This window comes from Buchnera aphidicola (Neophyllaphis podocarpi) (assembly GCF_964059055.1).
GTDB classification, from domain to species: domain Bacteria; phylum Pseudomonadota; class Gammaproteobacteria; order Enterobacterales; family Enterobacteriaceae; genus Buchnera_M; species Buchnera_M aphidicola_A.
Window position 1 is genome coordinate 269,295 of the sequence record NZ_OZ060386.1, and the last position, 25,681, is coordinate 294,975.

Here is a 25,681-nt window from a genome sequence, read left to right on the forward strand (position 1 = left end):
ATATTGTTAAAATCAAAGAAAAAAAATAGAACTAAATTAATACTTGCTTTAGATTATAAAAATCTTAGTTCTGCATTATATATTTTGAATAATGTAAATCCACAAGATTGTAAAATAAAAATAGGATTAGAAATGTTTATAAGATTTGGTCCTAAATTTGTACAAAAAGTACAAAATTTAGGATTTGATGTTTTTTTGGATTTAAAATTTTTTGATATACCAAATACTGTTGCAAAAGCGGTTAAGTCGTCTGCTGATTTAGGAGTATGGATGATTAGTTTACATGCTATAGGAGGAGAGATCATGTTACAAGCAGCAAAAAATGCAATAGAAATTTTCAAAAAAGATTCTCCTATTTTAATTGCTGTTACTATTTTAACAAGTTTTAATGATAAAAGTCTTTCTAATTTAAATTTCAATAATTCAATCAGATCTTATGTGCTAAATTTATCTAGAATTGCAAAAAATTGTGGGATGGATGGAATTGTATGTCCTGGAACAGAAGTTTTAAACATCAAAAAAAATGTAGGATTAGATTTAAAATTAATTACTCCTGGTATTAGAACACCTAATTATACAAAAGATGATCAAAAACAAACTATAACTTTAAAACAAGCAAAAGAATATGGTATTAATTACATAGTTATTGGTCGACCAATTACTGCATCTACAAATCCCTTAACAATACTAAGAAAAATTTTAAAAAAATTATAAAAATAAAACAGTATATATTTAAAATATCTTTTTAAGAATAGCAAATAAATATGTGATTAAAAAGCCTATTATAAATCCTATTACAAATGTTAAGATGATTAATTTAGATAAATTATATTTTATTTTATAAAACACTAAATTTAAAGTAATAATCTGATTATTGTATGCAAATATAACACTACATATTACAATAATAAATAAAATAAATAAAATTACTAATAAATTTTTCATAAGATCCTTATTTTTAACTGTTTATTAAACTAACAATTTACTTTATATTAAAACTGTTACTTAAATAACAAATATTGAAATAATATTCAACTAAAAATTAATTTTTTTGAAAATATTATATTATAATAAAAATTATTTTATTTTTACAAAAAAATTTATGCAAATCAAAAAAATATCAGAAGCAATACTGCCTACTATTTGGGGTGATTTTACCATGATTGGTTTTGAGGAAAAATCAAATGGAAAAAATCATATTGCTCTTATCTATGGTGATTTTATTAATAATACATCTATATTAACTCGTATACATTCAGAATGTTTAACAGGAGATGCATTATTTAGTTTAAGATGTGACTGCGGATTTCAATTAAAAACATCATTAGAAATGATATCTAGTATAGGTACAGGTATATTAATTTATCATCGTCAGGAAGGCAGGAATATTGGTTTAATTAATAAAATTAAAGCTTATAATTTACAAGATAAAGGTTTAGATACTGTTGAAGCAAATCATAAATTAGGATTTAAGACAGACGAGAGAGATTTTACAATTTGTTCTGACATATTAGAAATATTAAATGTGAAAAAAGTTAGATTATTAACTAATAATCCAAAAAAATTAAATTCGCTTAAAAAATCAGGAATAAATATAATAGAAAGAGTTCCTTTGATAGTAGGAAGAAATAATAAAAACTCTAAGTATTTAGATACCAAAGAAAATAAAATGGGTCATATATTATCATAGAAAATAATTTATAAATATTAAAATTTAATTTATAATTTTAATATTTATATTAATAGAAATTATTTGTAATTTTGTTTTTGCTTTTATAAAATAATTATTATTTATTTTTTAAAATCTTAAAAACTTATTTTTTGAAAGTTGTTTTCTATTAAGTTATGATTATTATATGATTTAGTATTATATTTATAAAATATAAAAAATATTATAGTAATAAACACAAACGTATAAAATAAACTTAGTAATAATTTTTTTATAACTAATAATATTTTTTTGAAAATATAAAATATAAATAAAAAAAAATTATAAAAAATAAACATTATTTATTCCTTGTTTTTGTATAAATTAAATTAACTTGAATTATAATTAATTAAATATTATCTTATAATATTTTATATTAAATATTATTTTTAATAAAAATTTTTATATATAAAACTCCTATATGCTAATGTTAAAACATATAGGAATAATATAAAAATAAAATATTTTAATAAATACACATTAATATTTTTATATAAGACATAAATTTTTAAATTTATTTAAATATTATATTTATTTAACCTTTAATTAATTATATATTTTAAATATTAATTTAATTTTTAGTTATATTTATTAAATATATATTTTATATAAATATGTTTTTTATATAAATACAAATATTATGTTAGTATAGAAACGTTAGTTACAATAAAGGACTAAAAAAATAAAATATTTTTTCTATTATTTTTTTCCAAATAGAACGCGTATTCCATAGTTTTTTATTTATTAAAATAGAATTATTTATATATTCTTTTTGTATACAGTATAGATTTTTACTAAATAGTTTATCGTCAATAATTAAAGTAATTTCAAAATTTAACCAAATACTTCTCATATCTAAATTTACAGTTCCTATTACACTTAATTGATTATCTACTAAAATACTTTTAGTATGTAATAATCCTTTTTTAAACTGATAAATTTTCACACCTGATTCAAGTAATTCTGTAAAAAAAGCTTTGCTAGCCCAATGAACTAATAAAGAATCATTGTTTTTTGGAATGATAATAGTAACTTTTACTCCTCTATGAGAAGCAGTGCATATTGCATGTAATAAATCATCACTAGGAACTAAGTAAGGAGTTGTTATAATTAATCTTTTTTTTGCTGAATAAAAAACTGTCAATAGAACTTGATGTATCATATTTTCAGGAAAACCCAATCCTGATGCTATTACCTGAATAACATTTTTATTTTTAAAATTATTTTTTTTATAATTTACATTAAATATTGGTAAAATTCTTTTACCTGTTTCTATTTCCCAGTCAAATGAATATACTATACCTATGGTAGCAGCTATAGGTCCTTCCATCCTTGCCATTATATCAACCCATTGACCTATACCTAATGATTGTTTGAAAAATAAAGGATCAATCAAGTTCATACTACCGGTATAAGCTATATAATTATCTATTAATATTATTTTTCTATGTTGTCTTAAATCAACGCGACGTAGAAAAATTCTAAATAAATTTACTTTCATAGCTTCAACTATTTGAATGCCAGAATTTCTCATTATTTTTACCCAAGGACTTTTGAAAAATTCTATACTACCAGCTGAATCTAATATAATTCTACATAATATTCCTCTTTTAGATGATTTAATTAAAGCCATAGCTACTTCATCTACTATACCTCCTGGTTTCCAAATATAAAACACCATTTCTATATTATATTTTGCTAGATTAATATCTTGTATTATTATTTTTATGATTTTTTTAGTACTGGTTAATAATTCTAATTTATTACATTTTATACCAGATAAACATTGTCTATTTTTGCATAATTTGAATACTGAACTTGCTACATCACTATTTTTTATATTAAAGAATGATTTATTTATTTTTAAGCTATTAAACCAATTAGTAGTTTGAGGCAAAATTATACTTGCTATTTTATCTTTTTTCTTATCTGAATATAATTCACCAAAAAATACCCATGTTATTATACCAAATAAAGGTAAAAAATAAATAATTAAAATCCAAGATAAAGAGTAAGGAATAGTTCTACGTTTATTTAATATTTTTATTATAATAAAAGTTATAAATATCCAATATCCTAAAAATATTACCCAATTGATTATTTTGTATAAAATAGACATTAAATAATATTCCTATATTATTTTTTAGAATACTAAGATAATATTTAATTTTAATAATTATATTTCTAGAAATTAATCTATATATGAAATAAAAATATAAGTATATATATTTATATAATACTCATAGGTAGTAAGTTTCTTTTATTTCCATATCTATCTATAGCAACATATACAACTTGTGCTTTAGTAGCACAATAATATTTTCCAAATGGTTTTGAGCATAATTTTTTTATCCAAATTTGAATATTAATAGTAATAGAAGTATTACCTATCTTTATACATCTCCCATAACAATCTAATAAATCTCCAGATAATATAGGTTCTATAAATGTTACATTTTTCATACAAACAGTAGTAACTTTTCCTCCAGAAATTTCTTTAGCTAATATGGCTCCGCCTATGTCTATTTGTGATATAATCCATCCTCCAAATATATTTCCATTAGCATTAATATTCTTAGGCATTGTAAGATTTCTTAATACTATATGATCTGTAGGTATTCTATATTTTATTTTTATCATTTTTATTTCCTTATTTTTATAATAATTTAAATACTAATCACTTATTTCATGAAATTTTGGGTTTTTTTGATATATAAACAATTATATTGAGATACATACTGATATATAAGAATATATTTATTGAAATGAGATATATAATTTATTTAAATTTTTTAAAACTATTGATAGCAATCAGACATATTTATTTCATAAAACTTTTTAAATATTATATTTTTATGATTTTTAAATTTATTTAAAAATGTTTAAAATTTAAGTAATTAAATTAATAAGTAAAAATTAAATTTAAAATAATAAATAGAAAATTTTTTAATAATCTGAAAAAGTATTATTAAACAAATAATATTAGTATTTATATGTAATTAAAAATAATTTTATAAATTAATATAAATATATTTTTTGTTAATTATAATGATTTAATTTTTAATAATAAAAATGTAAAATTAAGATTTATATAATATAGTTATAAACTAAATTGTTATTAGTATAGACAAAAAGTAGAATATAACATATTTGTTTATTATTTTTATTAATAGAATATAAAATTTATAAAATATTATTTTTAATTCAGATTAAAAATAAAAAAATAGATTATAAATAATCTGTTGATTATTTATATTTTTATATATAAAAATATAAATAATCTGTTGATTATTTATATTTTTATATATAAAAATTTAATTTTTTTTGTTTTTATTTAAACATTCTTTTTAAGAAATAGACGTATAACTATAAATAATTATTCAATATCAAATTTATTCTTGTATTAATAAAATTGATATTTTACGTTTATTTATATAAAAATTATTATAAACATTTAAATAAATATCTTAAAACAATTGATTAAAAAAATTTTGTTAATTTTGCATTAATAATTATTAATTGATAGAATAATTTATATCTTATATATTACTTTATATAAATATATACTTTAATTTTTTAACATTTTATTTTTGCTAAAAATAGTAGCATTTTTAAAGTATGATGTAGTTTCTTCTATTTTTTTTATTAAATTTCTTTTATTATTATAATTTTCTTCTATAATTTTTGCAAAAATAGAACCGCAGATAACACCAGAAATACCCTGACTCAACGATAAATTTATTTGTGATATTTTTGATATTCCAAAACCTTGTAATATAGGTAATTTGTTACAATATTTTTTTAAATTTAAAATAGTATTTTTTAAAATTTTTTTATTTATCTCTTTATCTATACCTGTAACTCCAAGGCGAGATATTAAATAAATGTATCCTTTTTTACAATATTTAGATAACTTTATTATAAATTCTTTTTTAGCATTAGGAGGGCAAATAAAAATTTGTGAAACATTATTTATAATAGATTTATCATAGAATTCACTGATTTCTTCTATAGGAACGTCTGCTATTAACACAGAATCAATACCAATATACGAACATTTAGAATAAAAATTATTGATTCCTGCATTAAATATAATATTTGCATATACTAATAATCCTATTGGTATATTTGGATAGATGTTTCTTATATTAGATATTAGTTTAAAACATTTATGTATATTAAATTCGGATTTAAAAGCACGTAAATTAGCATTTTGAATCGCTACTCCATCAGCTATAGGATCAGAAAATGGTATTCCTAACTCTAATGCATCAGCTCCAGATTTAATTAAAGAAATAATAATTTTCAACGAAGTTTCATAAGAAGGATCACCTATTATCAAAAAAGGTACAAAACATCCTTCTTTTTTATAATTTAATTTTTTAAATAATTTTTTATAACGATCCATTTTATTAATTCCTATTTTTTATTTTTTATTTTCATAAATAGTTGAAATATCTTTATCTCCTCTACCCGATAAGTTTACTACTATTAATTGTTTTTTATTAGGATTATTTTTAATCAAGTTAATAGCATATGCTATAGCATGAGATGATTCCAATGCAGGAATTATTCCTTCTTTTTTAGCTAATATTTTAAAAGCATCAATAGCTTCTAAGTCATTTATTGAATAGTATTTTGCTCTTTTAATAGATTTTAACCATGCATGTTTAGGTCCTACAGATGGAAAATCTAGTCCGGCTGATATAGACCATGATTTTTTAATTTGACCTTCATCATCTTGCATTATTAATGATTTCATACCAAAAAAAATACCTAATTTTCCATATTGTAATGGAGATCCATGTTTTTCTGTATTAATACCTTTACCGGCAGGTTCTACCCCTATTAATTCTACTTCTTTATCATTTATAAAATCAGAAAATATACCTATTGCATTTGATCCTCCTCCTATACAAGCTATGATTTTATCAGGTAATTTTCCTTCTAAAGTCAGAATTTGTTTTTTTGTTTCTTTTCCTATAATTTTTTGAAACTCTTCTACTATAGTAGGATATGGATGAGGACCTGCAGCTGTACCTAGCATATAATGAGAATTTTGATAACTTTCAGACCAATCTCTTAATGCTTCATTACAAGCATCTTTCAATGTTTTAGAACCTGTCTTTACAGAAATAACTTTAGCTCCCATTAATTCCATTCTAAAAACATTAATTGACTGTCTTTTAATATCTTTTTCTCCCATGTAAATTCTACATTTTAATCCTAATAAAGAGCTAGCTATAGCTGTTGCTACTCCATGTTGTCCTGCGCCAGTTTCAGCTATTATTTCTTTTTTATTCATTCTTATAGCTAATAAAGCTTGTCCTAATACTTGATTTGTTTTGTGAGCTCCTCCATGCAATAAATCTTCTCTTTTTAAATAAAGTTTTGTTTTAGTATTATTAGTTAAATTACGACATAAAGTAAGAGGAGTTGGTCTTCCTGCGTAGTTTTTTAATAATTTTTTGAATTCTAAAATAAATTTATAATCTTGTATAGCTTCAACAAAACATTTTTCTAGTTGATATAAAGCTGGAACTAGAATTTGAGGAACATACATTCCGCCAAATTTACCAAAATAAGGATTGAGTAAATTCATTATATTAATAATCCGTAATATTAAATGATAATTTTAATTAAAAATAATATCTTAAAGAATCAAAAACGTCTTTTACTTTTTTATGATCTTTTTTACCAATGGTAGATTCTACACCTGAATTAAAATCTAATCCCAAAAAACCTAATTTTGATGCTTTAACACAATTATTAATATTTAAACCTCCTGCAAGAATTATTTTTTTTGTTTTAATATCTTTTAATAAAGACCAGTCAAAACTCTTTCCGCTTCCTCCTTTAATATTATCAAATATATTTAAATCAATATGTTTTAAATTGAACATTGGAATTACATTTTTTATACCAATTGCTTTCCATAAATATACTTTTTTTGATATATTTTTTCTTAATTTAAAAATATATTCTTGATTTTCATTTCCATGTAATTGTATTGCATATAAATTTAATTTCTCAGATAAATATTTTATAAGATTTATATCTTGATTATAAAATACACCAACGTATTTTAAATTATTATATTCTGTTATTAGTAAAGCTTCTTTAACTTTTATTTTACGAATAGAATTTTCTGCAAATATTAATCCTCCATAAATAGCACCATAATTATAACACATAGTTGCATCTTCTTTATATTTTAAACCACAAACTTTGTTTTCTCCCATAATTAATTTACGTATAGCTGTATATAAATTATCTTGATGCATTAAATGAGAACCAATTAAAAAACCATGTACCATAGAACTAAGCTCTCTTACTTGAGAATATTTATTTATACCTGATTCGCTGATAATAATAACATTTTTATCTTTAATTAATTTAGATAATTTTCTTGTTCTATCTAAATCTATAGATAGATCATGTAAATTTCTATTATTAATACCAATAATATTAGACTTAAGTTTAATAGCTCTTTTTAGTTCTTTTTGGTTACTGATTTCAGTAAGTACTTCAATATTTAAATTATAAGCAATTTTACGTAAAAATAAATATTGATTATCATTTAATATAGATAACATCAATAAAATAGCATCTGCTTTAAAATAACTTGCTAAGTATATTTGATATTCATCAATAATAAAGTCTTTACATAATATAGGTTTTGTTGTTAATGAACTTACTTTCTGTAAATAACTAAAATGTCCTTTAAAATATTCTGTATCTGTTACTACAGAAATAACAGATGCATATTTTTCATATGTTTTTGCTATTCTAATTATATCAAAATTTTTTCTTAATAACCCTTTAGATGGAGAATGTTTTTTAATTTCTAATATAAAAGAAGGTTTATCTTTTATTAACGCTTTTTTGAATTTTCTTTTTGAATAAAGTATTTTATTTTTAAAATTATCTAATGGCATTTTTATTTTTTGTTTTTTAATCCAATCTAATTTATTAAAAATAATGTTTTCTAATATTGTTTTTTGCATAAAAGTTAACCTATAAATAAAAAGAGTTAATAAATTGATATATTTTTCCACTTCTAATTATATCTAATATATATCTAGCATTATCTTTTAAATTATTTTCTCCATTGATTTTTAACAATATTGAGGTATTCATAGCTATTAAATATTCATAACATTTTTTTCCTTCACCTTTGAGTATCTTTTTTGTAGTATCAAATATTTCTTCTAAAGAGTTAATTGTTATATCTTTTTTTTTGAATGGTTTAAAACCAAAAATTTCAGGATTTAAATTATAATAAGAAATTTTTCCATTATTTATTTCAGCAACGTTTGTATCACTAGAAATTGAAATTTCATCCATGCCATTGCCATATATTACAAAAGCTTTTTCGTATTTCATTTTTACTAAAGTTTCAGCAATTATTTTAGTTAATTTTTTATTATATACTCCAATTACAATTCTTTTAGGTTCAGCTGGATTTAATAATGGTCCTATTATATTAAATATTGTTCTAGTTTTTAAATGTTTTCTAACAGTAGATGCATATTTAAACCCTGGATGATATTTTGTTGCAGGTAAAAAACATATATTAAATTTTTTCAGCATTTTTTTTGCTGCTATAGGATCTATATTAATTTTTATACCTAACATTTGTAGTATATCAGATGATCCGCATGTACTAGATACTCCTGTATTACAATGTTTGATAATTTTTACTCCACAATATGCAGCAATTAAAGAACTTATAGTAGAAATATTAATAGTATTTGCATTATCTCCTCCAGTACCAACAACATCTAAAAAAGGAAAATTTGGTTTTTGAAAATGTATTTTTTTTTCTAAAAAAGCATTAACAGCTCCACATATTTCTTCTTTGGTCTCTCCTTTTATCTTCATTGCAATCAAACATCCCGCTAATTCTATGTCACTAATATCTCTTTTTATAAAATTCTTAAATAATAAATAGCTTTCTTTTATACTTAAAGATTTTTTAGTAAATATTTTTTTTATTATTTCTTTAATCATATATTTATGTCCATATTTAAAAATAAATAATTTTATTATAAAAAATATTTTTATTTGAATATGTATATTATATTTTATATTTTTGTTATATTCTAATTAAAATTTAATTACATATAATATAAAATATAATTTTATCAAATTAATATATAATTAAAACTATTCAATATAAGGATTTAGTATTGATGCAAAAAATTATTTTACTTTTTTTATTTATTTTAGTTTCTTTTACTTGGGGAACTACATGGTTAGCTATGAAAATAGTATTAGAAACCATTCCTCCTATTTTTGCGACAGGATTAAGATTTTTATTAACTTCACCTTTATTAATATTAATAGCTTTATTTACTAAAAAAGATCTTTTTTTTCCTGAAGGGAAAAGATTTTTTCAATTTATTATTTCAGTTTTTTATTTTGCAGTACCATTTACATTAATGCTATACGGAGGACATTATTTAAATTCTGGAATTTCTTCCATTATTTTTGCAAATATGCCTGTTTTTGTGCTAGTTTTATCATCTTATATTTTAAAGAAAAAATTCTATTTATTACAAAATATAGGATCATTAATATCTATTTCTTCTTTAGTTTATTTATTGATAGAAAATATCTATAATCTAAATTTTTTAAAAATTAAAGGAATTTTAGCATTAGTGTCAGCTATGATAATTCATGCATTAGTTTATACTCAATGTAAAAAACAATTACTAAATGTTTCAGTTATTACTTTTAATGCCTTACCTTCATTTTTCTCAGGAATTATTTTAATAATAATATCTTTTTTTGTAGAAAATCCGAAAATAAATGATTTTTCTTTGATATCTTTTACAGCTGTTATTTATCTCTCTATTTTTGCTGGAATTTTTGGTATATTATCCTATTTTTATTTACAAAAAAATGTTAGTTTATTTCATGCATCAATAGTTTTTCTAATTTTCCCTTTTATATCCATAGGACTAGAATCTTATTTTTATAGTTATAATATTTCTAATCAAGAATTAATGATTATGATGTTTACTTTATTAGGAATTTTATTAACATTAATACCAAAACAATATTTTAAAAAAATTAATTGTTTAAATTAAAAATTATTGATTAATAAATAATTTTTTATGTAGTAAAATACTTTTCCTATTTTTATATTTTTAATTATATTAATGTGTGTACTTTTGCTATGGTACATTAACTTTTATTTTCTATAGAACAATCACAACATCTAATATTTTTTGAACTAATGCTAGATCAAAATACAATTAAAAACTAAAATGAGTATTCTTATATTGTTTATAAAATACTTATGTCATACCTTTTTGTTTAAAAATTTATATAAAAAATATGTATTACTTATATGTTTGACTTTTTTCCAACATTTTATGTTATAAATAAAATTAAATTACCCTCTGATTATTATAATAAAGGTAATAAAATTTTATTAATAAAAAAGTTGAATTTAAATTCACTTCAATTACTTTGCCTGTTCTAAAAATTTATTTGAGAAATAGTTGATAATACTATTTTAAATACAAAACTATTATTTAATTAAATATATAATCTAATATACAATTTAATACTTTTATGAAAAGTTTTTATAATTTTATATTTAGATTTGACTGTATAGTACTAAAAATAAAATTTATTTTTTATATTTTAATAAATTTAGATAATTTTTATAGTTTTAAAGAATTTTTCCTAATATAATTGTCAGAAATACTAAAATAGTATAACTGATATAGGCTATTTTTCTTTATCATTTTACTAATACCAGCGATTAATATTATACGATTTTTTTTTAAAGTTTAATTGTAGTATTATTTAATTTAATTTTTATTTCAAATAGTAATTTTAAATTATTTACATGTTTTCTTATTATGATATATATAAATAATAATTTTTTTATTTAAGGATTTAAATATAAAATGCAATTAATAACAAATTATTTATTATTTTTAATTAAATTTACTACTATTATTTTATTCATTATATTTATTATATTTATAATAACATATTTTAAAGATAGGATGAGTAAAAATACAGGAAAATTAATAATTAGTTCTCTCAATGATCATTATAAAGAAATGAAAGATACTATTAATTTAAATAGAACAAAAGAAAAAATTAATAAAGAAACAGAACAACAAAAAATTCAAAATAATAATTATAAATTTAAAATATTTAAAAATTTTTTTAGAAAAACAAAAATATATTCAAATATTTATAAACCAAATTTATATGTATTAGATTTTAAAGGTAGTATTAATGCAAATGAAGTTGATTATTTAAAAGAAGAAATATCAGCAATTATATCTACTGCAAAAAAAGAAGATCAAGTATTACTTAGGCTTGAAAGTAGCGGTGGTGTTATACATGGTTATGGACTAGCAGCTATGCAACTACATAGATTACGTCAAGAAGGTATTAAATTAATTGTTTCTGTAGACAAAATTGCTGCCAGTGGAGGTTATATGATGGCATGTGTAGGAAACCATATAATGGCTTCACCGTTTGCAATATTAGGCTCTATAGGAGTTGTTGCACAAATACCTAATTTTAATAAATTATTAAAAAAATATAATATTGATATTGAATTACATACTTCTGGAAATTATAAAAGAAATTTAACATTATTAGGAAATAACACTGAAAAAGACAGAATAAGATTTAAAAAAGAGTTAAATATTGCACATAATGTTTTTAAAAGTTTTATAAGTAGAATGAGACCTTGTGTAAAAATAAATAAAGTATCAAACGGAAAACATTGGTTTGGAAGTATTGCTATTAAAAAAAAATTAATAGATAGTCTTGGAACAAGTGATGAATTTTTACTAAATAAAAATAGAGATTTTAATTTAATATGTATAAAATATTTAAATAATAAAAATAGTTTTATAAATATAAAAAACAAAATTTTAAATACAATCAAAAAAATTTTAATAATTCTTCTACATAATTAAGTGACAAAATAAAACTTGGTATTTTGTTTATAAAATATATATGTGTATATATTTTATAAACAAAGTTTTATTAAAGAATTAATTTTAAAAAACATTCATACATAATTTTAATTTTTTTATAAAATCATTTTTAAAACTTTTTGTATTACTTTAGAATTACCTACTAATATATTACCAAAATTAGAATAATCATTACCTCCGTAGAGATCAGTAATTAAAGCACCAGATTCTCTAATTTGTAACTCGCATGTAATTAAAATACATGGCTTGATATTAAAATATATACATAAATCTATCCTATTGGAAGCTAAATATACCAATTCTAACATTTTAGATCCTGTAAATCTAAGATTATTACAATTAAAAATTAAATTTTTAATTTTTTTGTTATATATATCTAATCTATTTTCTTCTTTAAATATGGGTAAATAGTTAGTTGATATAGATAGACTAGATAAATTAAAATTGTTACTACATCTCATACGATAACCATTTATTTGAGCTCCTCTACCTCTTACGGATGTAAACAATTCGTTTCTCATAGGATCATATATAACAGAAATTTCAGTCCTATTTTTTATATATATAGCTATTGTAATCGCAAAGTGTGGATATTTTTTTAGAAAATTTATTTTTCCATCTAATATATTTATAATCCAATGAATATTTTTGTTATTTTTTTCTTTAATAATCCTTAATACAGAAACATTATCTACAACATAAATATGTTTAGGATAGTACCTTTTTATAATTTGTATAATTAAATTTCTAGATTTATAAATAATATTATTAATATATTCTTTATTATTTATATTTTCTAATGTCTTTTGATTAGTATAACTTTGTACTAATAATTTTCCTGCATGACGGACAGCTTTTATAGCAACATTTAACATAGGATTCATATTTTAAATCTCGTATTACTGAAAATATTTTATAAAAAATAAAAATTTTTATTTTATCTGTTAGTGTAATAATACTTATTATATAACTTTTTTAAAAAATTTAATTTAATCAAAAAATTAAATTAAAACTATTATATAAAATATAAATATATCTAATAATAGAAATAACGTTGATAAATAAATTTACATTAATTAATATAATAAACAATAAATAATAAATTAAGGTTAAATAATATCAGTGTATTATTTAAATAACTATAAAAGAAGAAAATCTAAAAGAATTTATGTAGGAAATGTTCCTATAGGTGATAATGCTCCAATATCTATTCAATCTATGACAAGCACAAATACTATAGATATAAAATCAACAATTAATCAAATTTTGTCATTAAAAAAAGCTGGAGCTGAAATAGTACGTATATCTATACCATCAATGCAAGAAGCTGAAGCCTTCAGAATAATTAAAAAAAATGTAAATATTCCTTTAATAGCTGACATTCATTTTGATTATCGTATAGCTATAAAAGCAGCAGAATATGGTGCAGATGGATTACGTATAAATCCAGGTAATATAGGTAATTATCATAGAATTAAACAAGTAGTTTTATGCGCAAAAAATTATAACATTCCTATTAGAATTGGAGTAAATGCTGGATCATTAGAAAAAAAAATATTAAAGAATAACAAATTTCCAACTCCTGAGTTATTATTAGAATCTGCAATGAATAATATAAAATATTTTGAGAAATTAAACTTTGATAATTTTAAAGTTAGTATAAAAGCATCTAACGTTATTCTAGCAATCAAATCATACGAATTATTATCAAAAAATATTGATCAACCCATACATTTAGGTATAACTGAATCAGGAGGTTTATTATCAGGAAGTATTAAATCTTCTATAGGTATAGGTTTATTATTATACAAAGGTATAGGGGATACTATAAGAGTATCTTTAGCAGCTGACCCTATAGAAGAAGTAAAAGTTGCTTTTAATATTTTACAATCATTAAATATAAGACATAGAGGTATAAATTTTATTGCTTGTCCAACATGTTCACGTAAAGAATTCGATGTAATTAATATAGTAAAAATTTTAGAAAAAAGATTACAAGACATAACTATTCCTATGAATGTTTCAATTATTGGATGTTCTGTAAATGGTTTAGGAGAAGCTTTAACATCTACAATTGGGATAGTAGGCGGAAAAAATAGTAGCGCATTATATCAAAACGGAAATAGATTAAAAGAACGTTTAAACAACAAGGAAATGTTAGATATTTTAGAATTAAAAATTAGGAATCAGGCAAATATAATAAAAAATAAAAAAAAACTTATCATAAAATGCAAAAATATATAAAAATAAAATTTTTTATAATAAAAGGTTATAATAGTGAGAAAAAATATTCAATCTATAAGAGGTGTAAAAGATTATTTTCCAAATGAATTAAAATATCTTCATAATATTGAATCCATACTTAAACAAGTATTACATAATTATGGATACCATGAAATAAGATTACCTATTTTAGAAAAAACAGAATTATTTCAAAGATCAGTTGGTAATTTAACCGATATTATTAATAAAGAAATGTATAGTTTTCAAGATAAAAGAGGTAATAATATCACATTAAGACCTGAAGCTACTGTTGGATGTGTTCGTGCCGGAATACAAAATAACTTATTTAAGAATAATCAAATACATCGCTTTTGGTATCTAGGTCCTATGTTTAGATATGAAAGACCTCAATATGGAAGATATAGACAATTTTATCAATTAGGTGTAGAAGTGTTTGGTTTATCTGACATATATATTGAATTAGAATTAATTATGATGTTAAATAGATGTTGGAAATTAATGGGAGTTGATAAACATTTAAGTCTTGAAATAAATTCAATAGGATCTGATAAATCTAGAAAAAATTTTTGTAATAAACTGATTGATTTTTTAAAAAAGTATGAAAACCTCTTAGACACAGATAATAAAAAAAAAATATACAAAAATCCATTAAGAATATTAGATACTAAAAATCCAGATGTATTAGAATTATTAAAGAAAGCTCCCAAAATTTTAAATTATTTAGATTTTAAATCTAAAGATAGATTCAAAAAATTGTGCAATTTAATGAATTTGAATAATATCACATATAAAGTAAACAATAATTTAGTTAGAGGGTTAGATTATTATAATGATATTGTATTTGAGTGGAAAACTATGAATCTTGGCAGTCAAGATACTATTTGTGCTGGAGGAAGATATGATTCGTTATCTTATAATTTAGGAGGTAATGATATACCAGCTATAGGTTTAGCGATAGGTATAGATAGATTATCTATTTTATATAAATTAATATATAAATTAAAATATAATTCTTGTAAAAATAATATTTATGATTTATGTCTAATATCGCTTGAAGAAGAATTATTAATAAAAATTATTCAATTATCAGAATATATAAGAAACATATTCCCTAAAATATCTATATTAACAATTTTAAATAAAGGTAAAATTGGAGATAAACTATCATATGCCAATAAAATTGGTGTTAAAATAGCTATAATTTTAGGGAAAAAAGAATTTATTAATAATACTTATATCATTAAAAATTTACAAAAAAATATTCAGAAGACTGTTGAAAAAAAACTTATAGAAAAAGAACTAAACAAATTTTTTTATTGTTAATTTATTTTTGATAAATTATATAAAATTTAATGAATAATTTTATATAGATTATATTAAGTTTCTTATAAGATATTATCTTTAATAATTAAAAATTATTACTATAAAAATAATTTGATTAAATATTTATTAAATTTTTTAAAAATTAAATAAGGATATTTTATAATGTTAAAAAACAACGTAAATTTTAAAGATTTTGATCCTATTATCTGGAATGCTATTCAAAAAGAAAACAAAAGACAAGAAGAACATATAGAACTAATAGCTTCAGAAAATTATGCTAGCATGTATGTAATGCAAGCACAAGGATCTCAATTAACTAATAAATATGCTGAAGGATATCCCGGCAAACGTTATTATGGAGGATGTAAATATGTTGATATAATTGAAAATATAGCAATAGAAAGAGCAAAAAAATTATTTAATGTTGATTATGCTAACGTACAACCCCATTCCGGTTCTCAAGCAAATTTTGCAGTATATTCTGCATTATTAAATCCTGGAGATACTATTATGGGTATGAATTTATCTCATGGAGGACATTTAACACATGGATCACCTGTTAATATATCAGGAAAATTATATAATGTAATATCATATGGTGTAAATAAAGATCATAAAATAAATTATGAAAATTTATATTATTTAGCTAATAAATATAAGCCTAAACTTATAATAGGTGGATTTTCTTCTTATTCTGGTGTTTGTGATTGGAAAAAAATGAGGGAAATATCAGACAGTATTTCTGCATATTTTATGGTTGATATGTCTCATATAGCAGGATTAGTAATTGCAGATATATACCCTAATCCTATTCCTCATGCACATATTATTACTACTACTACACATAAAACTTTAGGAGGACCTAGAGGCGGTTTAATATTAGTAAAAAAAGGAAATAATTCTTTATACAAAAAGATAAACTCATCAGTTTTTCCAGGAATTCAAGGAGGACCTCTAATGCATATAATTGCTGCAAAAGCAGTTGCTTTTAAAGAAGCTTTAAACAGTGATTTTAAAGAATATCAAAAACAAGTTTTAATCAATTCTAAATTAATGGTTAATATATTTTTAGATAGAAAATATAAAGTTATTTCAAAAGATACTTATAATCATTTATTTTTGATAGATTTAAGTAATAAAAATATTAGCGGAAAAGATGCAGATATAGCACTAAATAAAGCAAATATAACTGTTAATAAAAATTGTATTCCTAATGATAAAAAAAATCCTTTTATAACATCAGGAATAAGAATAGGTACTCCAGCTATAACAAAAAGAGGTTTCCAAGAAAAAGAAATATATAAAATTACTAATTGGATTTGTGATATACTTGATAATATTAATGATAATTATAAAATTTTATCGATAAAAGACAAAGTTTTAAACTTATGTAAACAATATCCTGTTTATAAAACATAAATTAATTTAATAAATATTTTTTTTAATACTTGAAAATATATTTTTAGACCTAATCTTTAATATTAAGATATCACAAAATAATAGTATTTTAAAATATAGGAGAATTTGATATGTCATATCGTTCCTTCTCTTTAATCCCATCTTTTGATGATAACTTATTTTCAGATAGATTTAATCAAATTGATCAAATGTTTAGCAGATTAACTGGAGAAAAACCGTTATCCGAGTCACCTAATTATAATTTTATACAACAAAGTTCCAAAAACTATCAATTAGAGATTTCTGTTCCTGGTTTTCATGAAAATGAAATAGATATTTCTGTGCATAATAATAAATTAATAATAAAAAGCAAAAAAATAAAAGAATCAGAAGAAAGTAAAAAAATAAAATGGATACATAAAGGAATTTCTAATAAAAATTTTTCTTTTGATTTTAGCTTAAATCATAAAATCAAAGTAGAAAGCGCTAAATTAGAACTAGGTTTGCTAAAAATCAACTTTAAATATGAAATTCCGGAAGAAGAAAAACCAAAAAAAGTATTTATTAAAAATAACTTAACAAACAAATAAAATTGATTATTTAAGAACTAATATTTTAATCAAACAACACAGTTATTAATCATAATAACTGTGTTTTTATTTTGTATAACCTTTAGTTTGAATAAATTATTAAATTAAATAAAAAATAAACTTTGATTAATTAGTTTTGTGGTAATTTGATTAAATCATTTTTATAAAATAAATGTTTTAAATTTTTTGAATAGGGTATTTCACCTAAAAATGGTATTTTAAGCATATAATTAATAGTATTTATATAATCTTGGCAATAAATACTTGGTTTTTTAACATTATTGGCAATCCATCCTGAAACATTTAAATTTGAAGATATAATTGCTTTGTATGTTAAAATTGTATGATTTATACATCCTATTTTTAAATTAACTACTATAATAACTGATAATTTTTCTTTTTTAACCCAATCAGAAAATTTATTTTTATTAGATAATGGAGTATACCAACCTCCAGCACCTTCTATTAATAAAAAATTAGATTTTTTACTAATTTTTTTTAATCCTATAGATAAATTTGACATAGAAATTTTATACTTATTTTTTTTATTTAATATGTGAGGAGGAGCTTGTTCTTCAAAAAAAATAGGATTTATTTCTTTATGACTTAATTTAATACTACTATGATTTTGAATCATCAATGCATCTTTATTAAGTATTAGTTTATTATTTTTACATAAAATTGCTGATCCAGAAGCTATAGGTTTATATCCTACTGCTTTGTATCCTTTTTTATGTGCTATTTTTAGTAAAATACAAACAGCAACTGTTTTACCTACAGAAGTATCAGTTCCTGTAACAAACCAACGTTTTATCATAAAATAATTATTCCAAATATTAAATTATAACTTAAAATATATCCATTATTATTTTTTGGCCAATTACTTTCTAAAAAAATTATATCTTTTCTAGTCAACATATTTTTTTTTCTATTCTTTTTTATATAATTAGCTCCAGTACATTTAATTGATAATAAAGCTTCTTTTATATTAGGAAAAGTTAGCTGAATATATTTTTCATAAATTTTTAGTTTTCCCATTGAACATGAATTAATAATATCTTTTACAGATAAAAACTCATTTACATGATCAAAATTATCTAATAAACTCCATGTATTTTTTAATTCTAATAAAGAACCATTTCCTATTGTAGAAAATACAATTTTACCCCCTAATTTAGTTACTCTATATAATTCTAAAATAGCTTTATTAAAGTCACTACACCATTGTAAAGATAGATTACTCCAACAAATATGAAAAGTATTATTTAATAATGGTAAATATTCAATATCACCTTGAATATAATAATTTGCAGTTTTATTTTTTTTTGCTTGATTAAGCATAGATTTTGATAAATCTAAAGCAACAATAGTGTTACCAATATTTAATAATTTTAAAGAAAAAAAACCAGTACCACATCCTGCATCTAAAATAAATTTATTTTTAGGAATTTTAATTTTTGACATTAAAATTTTACCACTGATTTTTTGTAATATTGCATACTTTTCATATTTATTTGCCGCTTTATTAAAAGAACTTCCTATTTTTTTTTTATACATATCTATACTCAAACAATTTATCTAGAAGATAATCTAAATCTTTTCTTTTATGCATAGAATTTATAGTAATACGTAATCTAGATGTTCCAGGAGGTACTGTAGGTGGTCTAATAGCTTTTATCCATAACTTATTTGATTTCAAATAGTTTGATAAATGCAGTGTATTATGATTCTTTCCAATTATTATTGGTTGAATTGCCGAGTTAGATTTTAATAATTTAAATGATGAATTTTTTATACCTAATTTAAAATATTTTATGTTTTTATTTAATTTTTGTCTAAGATGATCTCCTTTTTTAATAAATTTCAAAGATTGAAGGATAGCATAAGCTTGTGCTGATGGCATTGCTGTGCTATAAATTATTTTTTTAGAAAATTGTAATAAAAATTCTCTAATATTTATACTAGATAATACAGCAGCTCCTCCTATTCCAAAAGCTTTACCAAAAGTTATAATTAAAATATCAGGTAATATATTTGCTTTATAACAACTACCTCTACCTTTATCTCCAATTATACCTATACCATGAGCATCATCCACTAATAATAAACTTCCAAGTTCTTTTGACAATTTATATATATCTGTTAATGGAGCAGAGTCACCATCCATGCTAAAAATTCCTTCTGTAACAATCAATGTTTTATTATATTTTTTATTATATATTTTTCTTAAATTATATAAATTATTATGAAGAAATCTATTAAATTTAGCCTTACTTTTGTATGCGGCTTCTATAATTGAAGCATGAGATAATTTATCCGCTAATATTTGATCATTTTTATTAAATAAAGTTGTAATTACAGATTGATTAGCAGAAAAACCAGACGAAAAAAGAACAGCAGATTCATAACCTAACCATTTAGATAATTCATTTTCTAAAAGTTTATGTGATCTACTATATCCTGTAATATGTGTAGAACTACATGAACTTAATCCATAATATTTTATTCCTTTTATAAATGAATTAATGATATTTTTATCATGACTTAATCCTAAGTAATCATTACTTGAAAAATTTAAATAACTTGTATTGTTTATATTAATAAATCTAGGATTGCTATTATCTATAGCAACTCTATTTTTTATTTTGTTATTTATATAAATATTTTTGATAGAAGATTTTATATATTTTTTTAAAATCATTACAATTCTGCATTATAATATTGTAGACTGAAATCATTTTTTTTGTTCATAATATTATTAATTTCTTTATTTAGATTAGAGTCTATTTTTTTTTCTGAAGTTAAACCTAACTTTTTAAATAAAACTAAATCAGTATTTTTATCAGGATTTGAAGCAGTTAAAAGTTTACAACCATAAAATAAAGAATTTGCTCCAGCCATAAAACACATAGCTTGAGTTTGTTCATTCATATTTTCGCGACCTGCAGATAAACGAATATATGAATTAGGCATCATAATTCTAGTTATTGCAATCATTCTAATAAAATCAAATGGGTCAACATCATCGTTATTCTCCATAGGTGTTCCCTTGATTTTTACCAACATATTAATAGGTATACTTTCTGGTGGTTTAGGTAATTTTGATAGTTCTAGTAATAATTTTGCTCTATCATTAATATTTTCACCTAAACCTATAATACCACCAGAGCAAATTTTTATTCCTGAATTTCTAATTATGTTTAAAGTATTTAGTCTATCTTCATATGTTCTTGTAGATATTATTTTAGAATAAAATTCAGGAGATGTATCTAAATTATGATTATAGAAATCTAAACCAGCATTAGCAAGTTTTTTAGCTTGTTTTACAGTTAAAGAACCTAAAGTCATACAAGTCTCCATACCCATTTTTTTTATTTCTTTTATGACTGATTCTAAATGAGGTATATCTCTATCATTAGGATTTTTCCATGCTGCACCCATACAAAATCTATCAGATCCAGAATCTTTAGCTTTTTTTGCTAATTTTAATATATCTTTTAAACCTAATAGTTTTTCTTTTTTAATATTAGTTTTATATCTAGAACTTTGAGGACAATATTTACAATCTTCAGGACAAGATCCTGTTTTAATAGATAACAAAGTACTAATTTGTAATTTATTAGGATTAAAATGTTTTCTATGCACATTCTGTGCTTCAAATATAATTTCTAAAAAAGGTTTTTCAAATAATTTTATAATCTTATTTATAGTCCATACATATTTCATATATTCTCCTTTTTTGTTTTTATTTAAAATAAAGTGTATAGTTATAAATTAAATCTTTTTGTTTATATTTACAATACTAGTTATGAATAATTATGATACTAATTTTGATTTAAAACACATTTGGCATCCGTATTCTTCTATGTGTAATCCTATTACCGCTTATCCGGTAATATCTGCTAAAAAGATATACTTAAAATTATCTAATGGAAAAAGAATTATTGACGGAATGTCTTCATGGTGGTCTGCTATACATGGATATAATAATCCTATATTAAATAGAGCTCTAAAAAAACAAATCAATAAAATGTCACATGTTATGTTTGGAGGGATAACACATCCTCCAGCTATAGCATTATGTAAAAACTTAATCTTATTAACCCCTAAAGAACTTGAATGTATATTTCTCGCTGATTCTGGTTCTGTAGCTATTGAAGTATCTATGAAAATGGCTTTTCAATACTGGCAATCATTAGGTTTTGTAAAAAAAGTTTTTCTTACAATTAAAAATGGATATCATGGAGATACTTTTGCCGCTATGTCGGTTTGTGATCCAAAAAAATCTATGCATAATATTTATAATAATTGGTTACCAAAACATTTATTTGCTAAATCTCCTAAGTCTAAATTTGGAAAAAAATGGCTATCTGAAGATATAAATTCATTTTATGCTTTGTTAAAAGAAAATCATAAAATAATAGCAGGAATTATATTAGAACCAATAGTACAAGGCGTAGGAGGTATGAACTTTTATCATCCTAATTATTTATATGAAGTTAGATTATTAGCTAATTCTTACAAAATACCGTTAATTATAGATGAAATTGCAACAGGTTTTGGAAGAACTGGAAAATTATTTGCATATGAATATGCAAATATTGTACCAGATATATTATGTTTAGGTAAATCTATAACTGGTGGTACAATGACACTTTCTGCTGTAATTTCTACAAGACATATAGCTGAAGTTATAAGTCAAGGAATTTGCAAATGTTTAATGCATGGACCAACTTTTATGGGAAATCCTTTAGCTTGCTCAGTTGCTAATGAAAATATTAAAATATTAAAAAAAAATCATTGGCAAAAACAAGTTAAAAATATTGAAAAACAATTAATTTATAGTTTATTACCATTAAACTCTCATGAAAAAGTATATGACGTAAGAGTTTTGGGTGCTATAGGTGTTGTTGAATGTAAATATATTATTAACATAAAAAAAATACAAAAATTTTTTGTTTCTCAGGGTGTATGGATAAGACCATTTAAAAATCTTATATATATTACTCCTCCTTATATAATAGATAAAAAGTCTTTAAAAAAACTTACTAATGCTATTATTTTATCTTTAAATTACAATGATTTTTTTTATATAAATTTATAAATATTTTAATTATTTTTATTTAAAAACTGAAATAGTTTAATTGTTATTTAATTTATATATCAATACCCAAATAGGTCTCTTACCAACTTTAAAGTCCATTAAAAACTTTAGATAACCATTATTAGCAATTTTATATATTGTTATTTTGTTAGAAATTTCTCCTGCAACAATTAAATATTTATCGTAGTAGTCTATATAAAATGATCTAGGTTGAATTTCTGTTCTATAATTTTTAATATTAAAAATTTCTCCATCTAAATTGACTTTAAATAAAGATATAATATTATGCATACGATCTGTTGTATATAAATATTTACCTGAAGTTGTTATATGTATATCTGCAGACCAAAAATTATTTTTTGAATTTATATAATTAATATTTATAGATTTTAAAAAATTTAATGTATTTAAATTTAAATCTATTTTCCAAACATCAATATTTCCTGTTAGTTCATTAATACTATACATAATATTTATGTTTGGATGAATAACAATATGACGAGGACCACTGTTTTTTGAAGTTTTTATAATAAAATGTTTTTTTAAAACAATTTTTTGATTATTAACAAATTTATACAAATTTATTGAATCATCTTTTAATGACGTTACACACAAAAAATTATTTTTACCAACTACTTTAGAAAAATGACAACCATTAATATTATTAATAATTTGTACATTATTTTTTGGAATACCTTTGTCATCCAGTGAAATTATTATTAAACAATTGCCATGATAAGAACTACAAAATAAATATTTATTATAAAAATCAGAAGAAATATGATTTATACTATTTGTAATATAAATTTTACTAATTTTTTTTAATGTACCATTACTGCCAATTTTAAAAAACAAAATATGAAAATTAGGTCTTATGCCTGCATATAAAATTTTATATTTTTTTATTACTTTTAGCGGTTGTATTTGACCATGAACTTCAATTGTTTGAATTAAATTTAATATTTTTTTATCATTAATTGATATCACTTGAATTTGTTTGCTATCTGAATTTGCAACATAAACAACTTGTTTCATATATCCTCATAGTATTTTTATATCAAATATTATTTTTTATTAAAAACATCAAAATTGTTTAAATAAAAATATATATTTTCATATATTTTAGCATGCTTAGCATTAGATATTTTATTATAATATGTTTAATGAAACTAATAAATTTTCAGTTAATCAAGAATTATTATAAATACATTATATAATTTTATATTTAATTTTTACATAGCAAAACAATTATTTTAAGTTAAATAACTATGATTTTAATCAAAAAAAGATCCAAGTACTATAAATAGTGTTTTATGAAACATAAAAATAATCACTTTTTTAATTAATAATAAAAATTAATATTAAAATAATTTTTTTATAATATAAAATTTATATAATGCAACTATGATTCAAAAATTTAGGCTGTAATTTTATAATATAATATAGATTAATTTAGATTATATAATAATTCTATATAAGTTAACAAAATTGTTAATAGATACCTCAGTAATATAATTTTTAATTTTAATATATAAAATAGTTCTAAAGTTAGACTTCTAAAAAGCAACATTAATTATTAAAAATAATTATTAAAATAAAATGTTAATAAACCAAAAACTATATCTTTAGTTAATAATACTATTAAAAAAAATTTTGTAGAAAAGAATAAATTATAAAATATTAATTTAATTAAATATATTAAAAATATAGAATAAATTTAATAAATTATAGATAAAAAATTCAAATAAAATATTTGTATCAGGTAAATAAAAAATTATGATTTTTTTCAGTTATATAAAATATAAAAGAAAATATTTATATTAATATAGATAAGATATATTTTAAAATTCTAGAAATATAATAGTGTTCAGTTCTGAATAGAATAATTTGCACATATTTATTGAAGTAAATAATATACATGAAAATTAATTTTTTTAAATTAGTTAATATTTATAGTTTATATTAGAAATAATAAATTTTTATAAAAATATTGATTATTATAGCAATTTTTTTAATTATTTCAAAACATTTTATAGTTTTAATATCTAAATTACTTATTTTATTTCATATTATTTATCTTTAGCAATTACTGAAAATAAAATATATATAGTAAGATTTAATAATAGTTTTGGTTTAAATCTATAGGTTAATTTTTTAAAAATATTAAATATTATTAATTGATTATTTATTTTTAATACTATTTTATATTTTTTAATAAAAATCAAAAAAATAAAATTTAGTAAACTAAAATACTTTTTAAGACTATTATAATTATTAAAATATTTAAAATATTTTATAAATATTGACTAAAAATATCTTAGATATTTTTTAT

General features: G+C 20.8%; 21 protein-coding genes and 1 pseudogene. 9 read left to right on the plus strand and 13 right to left on the minus strand.

What is annotated here, in order from left to right; all coding sequences use genetic code 11:
- Nucleotides 1–3: 3 nt before the first annotated feature.
- Complete coding sequence (gene pyrF / locus AB4W60_RS01265; RefSeq protein WP_367676310.1) at nucleotides 4–714, plus strand: orotidine-5'-phosphate decarboxylase; 711 nt, start codon at nucleotides 4–6, stop codon at nucleotides 712–714.
- An 18-nt stretch (nucleotides 715–732) separates the two neighbouring features.
- Here pyrF and AB4W60_RS01270 read toward each other — a convergent pair whose 3' ends face one another.
- Nucleotides 733–945 (minus strand): LapA family protein, encoded by a 213-nt coding sequence (locus tag AB4W60_RS01270; RefSeq protein ID WP_367676311.1) that lies wholly within the window; start codon nucleotides 943–945, stop codon nucleotides 733–735.
- A gap of 157 nt (nucleotides 946–1,102) precedes the next feature.
- On the opposite strand from AB4W60_RS01270, the gene ribA reads away from it, so the two are divergent.
- Nucleotides 1,103–1,690 carry a GTP cyclohydrolase II gene (ribA, locus tag AB4W60_RS01275; protein ID WP_343188858.1) on the plus strand — a complete coding sequence of 196 codons (588 nt, stop codon included), beginning with the start codon at nucleotides 1,103–1,105 and terminating at the stop codon, nucleotides 1,688–1,690.
- Nucleotides 1,691–2,369: 679 nt separating this feature from the next.
- On the opposite strand, the gene cls is transcribed toward ribA, so the two are convergent.
- From cls to trpD, 6 genes are all read right to left on the minus strand, one after another.
- Nucleotides 2,370–3,827 (minus strand): cardiolipin synthase, encoded by a 1,458-nt coding sequence (gene cls / locus AB4W60_RS01280; RefSeq protein ID WP_367676312.1) that lies wholly within the window; start codon nucleotides 3,825–3,827, stop codon nucleotides 2,370–2,372.
- A 110-nt stretch (nucleotides 3,828–3,937) separates the two neighbouring features.
- The gene (gene yciA, locus AB4W60_RS01285) at nucleotides 3,938–4,345 is read right to left on the minus strand and encodes an acyl-CoA thioester hydrolase YciA (protein WP_343188875.1); all 408 of its coding nucleotides are present in this window, start codon (nucleotides 4,343–4,345) and stop codon (nucleotides 3,938–3,940) included.
- 931 nt (nucleotides 4,346–5,276) lie between these two features.
- Entirely contained in the window at nucleotides 5,277–6,116 is an 840-nt protein-coding gene (gene trpA, locus AB4W60_RS01290; RefSeq protein ID WP_367676313.1) for a tryptophan synthase subunit alpha, read from the minus strand.
- Between the two features lie 18 nt (nucleotides 6,117–6,134).
- Nucleotides 6,135–7,310 (minus strand): tryptophan synthase subunit beta, encoded by a 1,176-nt coding sequence (gene trpB, locus AB4W60_RS01295; protein ID WP_343188861.1) that lies wholly within the window; start codon nucleotides 7,308–7,310, stop codon nucleotides 6,135–6,137.
- A gap of 37 nt (nucleotides 7,311–7,347) precedes the next feature.
- Nucleotides 7,348–8,715, minus strand: coding sequence for a bifunctional indole-3-glycerol-phosphate synthase TrpC/phosphoribosylanthranilate isomerase TrpF (gene trpCF, locus AB4W60_RS01300; RefSeq protein ID WP_367676314.1), 1,368 nt, complete (start codon nucleotides 8,713–8,715; stop codon nucleotides 7,348–7,350).
- Between the two features lie 10 nt (nucleotides 8,716–8,725).
- Nucleotides 8,726–9,721 (minus strand): anthranilate phosphoribosyltransferase, encoded by a 996-nt coding sequence (trpD, locus tag AB4W60_RS01305; RefSeq protein WP_367676315.1) that lies wholly within the window; start codon nucleotides 9,719–9,721, stop codon nucleotides 8,726–8,728.
- A 182-nt stretch (nucleotides 9,722–9,903) separates the two neighbouring features.
- On the opposite strand from trpD, the gene AB4W60_RS01310 reads away from it, so the two are divergent.
- Together AB4W60_RS01310 and sohB are read left to right on the plus strand one after the other, a co-directional pair.
- Nucleotides 9,904–10,803: a DMT family transporter gene (locus tag AB4W60_RS01310; protein WP_367676316.1), complete on the plus strand. Its 900-nt coding sequence runs from the start codon at nucleotides 9,904–9,906 to the stop codon at nucleotides 10,801–10,803.
- Nucleotides 10,804–11,634: 831 nt separating this feature from the next.
- Nucleotides 11,635–12,669 carry a protease SohB gene (gene sohB / locus AB4W60_RS01315; RefSeq protein WP_367675988.1) on the plus strand — a complete coding sequence of 345 codons (1,035 nt, stop codon included), beginning with the start codon at nucleotides 11,635–11,637 and terminating at the stop codon, nucleotides 12,667–12,669.
- A gap of 116 nt (nucleotides 12,670–12,785) precedes the next feature.
- On the opposite strand, the gene AB4W60_RS01320 is transcribed toward sohB, so the two are convergent.
- A complete protein-coding gene (locus tag AB4W60_RS01320; protein ID WP_367675989.1) occupies nucleotides 12,786–13,574 on the minus strand; it encodes an inositol monophosphatase family protein in 789 nt (262 codons plus the stop codon).
- A 238-nt stretch (nucleotides 13,575–13,812) separates the two neighbouring features.
- Here AB4W60_RS01320 and ispG point away from each other — a divergent pair, with 238 nt between their 5' ends.
- The 4 genes from ispG (at nucleotide 13,813) to AB4W60_RS01340 (ending at nucleotide 18,245) form a co-directional block, all read left to right on the plus strand.
- Nucleotides 13,813–14,934 (plus strand): flavodoxin-dependent (E)-4-hydroxy-3-methylbut-2-enyl-diphosphate synthase, encoded by a 1,122-nt coding sequence (gene ispG / locus AB4W60_RS01325; protein ID WP_343188413.1) that lies wholly within the window; start codon nucleotides 13,813–13,815, stop codon nucleotides 14,932–14,934.
- Between the two features lie 33 nt (nucleotides 14,935–14,967).
- Nucleotides 14,968–16,257, plus strand: a complete 1,290-nt coding sequence (hisS, locus tag AB4W60_RS01330) for a histidine--tRNA ligase (RefSeq protein WP_367675990.1) — start codon at nucleotides 14,968–14,970, stop codon at nucleotides 16,255–16,257.
- A gap of 162 nt (nucleotides 16,258–16,419) precedes the next feature.
- Complete coding sequence (gene glyA, locus AB4W60_RS01335) at nucleotides 16,420–17,676, plus strand: serine hydroxymethyltransferase (protein ID WP_367675991.1); 1,257 nt, start codon at nucleotides 16,420–16,422, stop codon at nucleotides 17,674–17,676.
- 110 nt (nucleotides 17,677–17,786) lie between these two features.
- A complete protein-coding gene (locus tag AB4W60_RS01340; protein WP_367675992.1) occupies nucleotides 17,787–18,245 on the plus strand; it encodes an Hsp20 family protein in 459 nt (152 codons plus the stop codon).
- Between the two features lie 130 nt (nucleotides 18,246–18,375).
- Here the strand turns inward: AB4W60_RS01340 and bioD are convergent, their stop codons facing one another.
- From bioD to bioB, 4 genes and pseudogenes are all read right to left on the minus strand, one after another.
- Nucleotides 18,376–19,062 (minus strand): dethiobiotin synthase, encoded by a 687-nt coding sequence (gene bioD / locus AB4W60_RS01345; protein ID WP_367675993.1) that lies wholly within the window; start codon nucleotides 19,060–19,062, stop codon nucleotides 18,376–18,378.
- Nucleotides 19,059–19,802, minus strand: a complete 744-nt coding sequence (gene bioC / locus AB4W60_RS01350) for a malonyl-ACP O-methyltransferase BioC (protein ID WP_367675994.1) — start codon at nucleotides 19,800–19,802, stop codon at nucleotides 19,059–19,061. Before bioC ends, bioD begins: the two co-directional genes overlap by 4 nt.
- Nucleotides 19,795–20,946 carry an aminotransferase class I/II-fold pyridoxal phosphate-dependent enzyme gene (locus AB4W60_RS01355; protein WP_367675995.1) on the minus strand — a complete coding sequence of 384 codons (1,152 nt, stop codon included), beginning with the start codon at nucleotides 20,944–20,946 and terminating at the stop codon, nucleotides 19,795–19,797. The genes bioC and AB4W60_RS01355 overlap by 8 nt, the downstream gene beginning before the upstream one ends.
- Nucleotides 20,947–21,047: 101 nt before the next feature.
- Nucleotides 21,048–21,971, minus strand: a pseudogene (gene bioB, locus AB4W60_RS01360) (biotin synthase BioB); the annotation flags it as partial.
- Between the two features lie 82 nt (nucleotides 21,972–22,053).
- Between bioB and bioA the strand changes: the two are divergent.
- Nucleotides 22,054–23,349 (plus strand): adenosylmethionine--8-amino-7-oxononanoate transaminase, encoded by a 1,296-nt coding sequence (gene bioA / locus AB4W60_RS01365; RefSeq protein ID WP_343188420.1) that lies wholly within the window; start codon nucleotides 22,054–22,056, stop codon nucleotides 23,347–23,349.
- Between the two features lie 36 nt (nucleotides 23,350–23,385).
- Here bioA and AB4W60_RS01370 read toward each other — a convergent pair whose 3' ends face one another.
- Nucleotides 23,386–24,384 carry a beta-propeller fold lactonase family protein gene (locus tag AB4W60_RS01370; RefSeq protein WP_367675996.1) on the minus strand — a complete coding sequence of 333 codons (999 nt, stop codon included), beginning with the start codon at nucleotides 24,382–24,384 and terminating at the stop codon, nucleotides 23,386–23,388.
- Nucleotides 24,385–25,681 lie beyond the last annotated feature (1,297 nt).

Bases quoted from the DNA above. Each gene is read 5' to 3' on its own strand.
- trpA (WP_367676313.1), bottom strand. From the start codon at position 6,116: ATGGATCGTTATAAAAAATTATTTAAAAAATTAAATTATAAAAAAGAA.
- trpB (WP_343188861.1), bottom strand. From the start codon at position 7,310: ATGAATTTACTCAATCCTTATTTTGGTAAATTTGGCGGAATGTATGTT.
- AB4W60_RS01340 (WP_367675992.1), top strand. From the start codon at position 17,787: ATGTCATATCGTTCCTTCTCTTTAATCCCATCTTTTGATGATAACTTA.
- trpD (WP_367676315.1), bottom strand. From the start codon at position 9,721: ATGATTAAAGAAATAATAAAAAAAATATTTACTAAAAAATCTTTAAGT.
- bioD (WP_367675993.1), bottom strand. From the start codon at position 19,062: ATGATAAAACGTTGGTTTGTTACAGGAACTGATACTTCTGTAGGTAAA.
- AB4W60_RS01355 (WP_367675995.1), bottom strand. From the start codon at position 20,946: ATGATTTTAAAAAAATATATAAAATCTTCTATCAAAAATATTTATATA.
- AB4W60_RS01370 (WP_367675996.1), bottom strand. From the start codon at position 24,384: ATGAAACAAGTTGTTTATGTTGCAAATTCAGATAGCAAACAAATTCAA.
- sohB (WP_367675988.1), top strand. From the start codon at position 11,635: ATGCAATTAATAACAAATTATTTATTATTTTTAATTAAATTTACTACT.
- AB4W60_RS01270 (WP_367676311.1), bottom strand. From the start codon at position 945: ATGAAAAATTTATTAGTAATTTTATTTATTTTATTTATTATTGTAATA.
- AB4W60_RS01310 (WP_367676316.1), top strand. From the start codon at position 9,904: ATGCAAAAAATTATTTTACTTTTTTTATTTATTTTAGTTTCTTTTACT.
- trpCF (WP_367676314.1), bottom strand. From the start codon at position 8,715: ATGCAAAAAACAATATTAGAAAACATTATTTTTAATAAATTAGATTGG.
- cls (WP_367676312.1), bottom strand. From the start codon at position 3,827: ATGTCTATTTTATACAAAATAATCAATTGGGTAATATTTTTAGGATAT.
- bioC (WP_367675994.1), bottom strand. From the start codon at position 19,802: ATGTATAAAAAAAAAATAGGAAGTTCTTTTAATAAAGCGGCAAATAAA.
- bioA (WP_343188420.1), top strand. From the start codon at position 22,054: ATGAATAATTATGATACTAATTTTGATTTAAAACACATTTGGCATCCG.
- ribA (WP_343188858.1), top strand. From the start codon at position 1,103: ATGCAAATCAAAAAAATATCAGAAGCAATACTGCCTACTATTTGGGGT.
- AB4W60_RS01320 (WP_367675989.1), bottom strand. From the start codon at position 13,574: ATGAATCCTATGTTAAATGTTGCTATAAAAGCTGTCCGTCATGCAGGA.
- glyA (WP_367675991.1), top strand. From the start codon at position 16,420: ATGTTAAAAAACAACGTAAATTTTAAAGATTTTGATCCTATTATCTGG.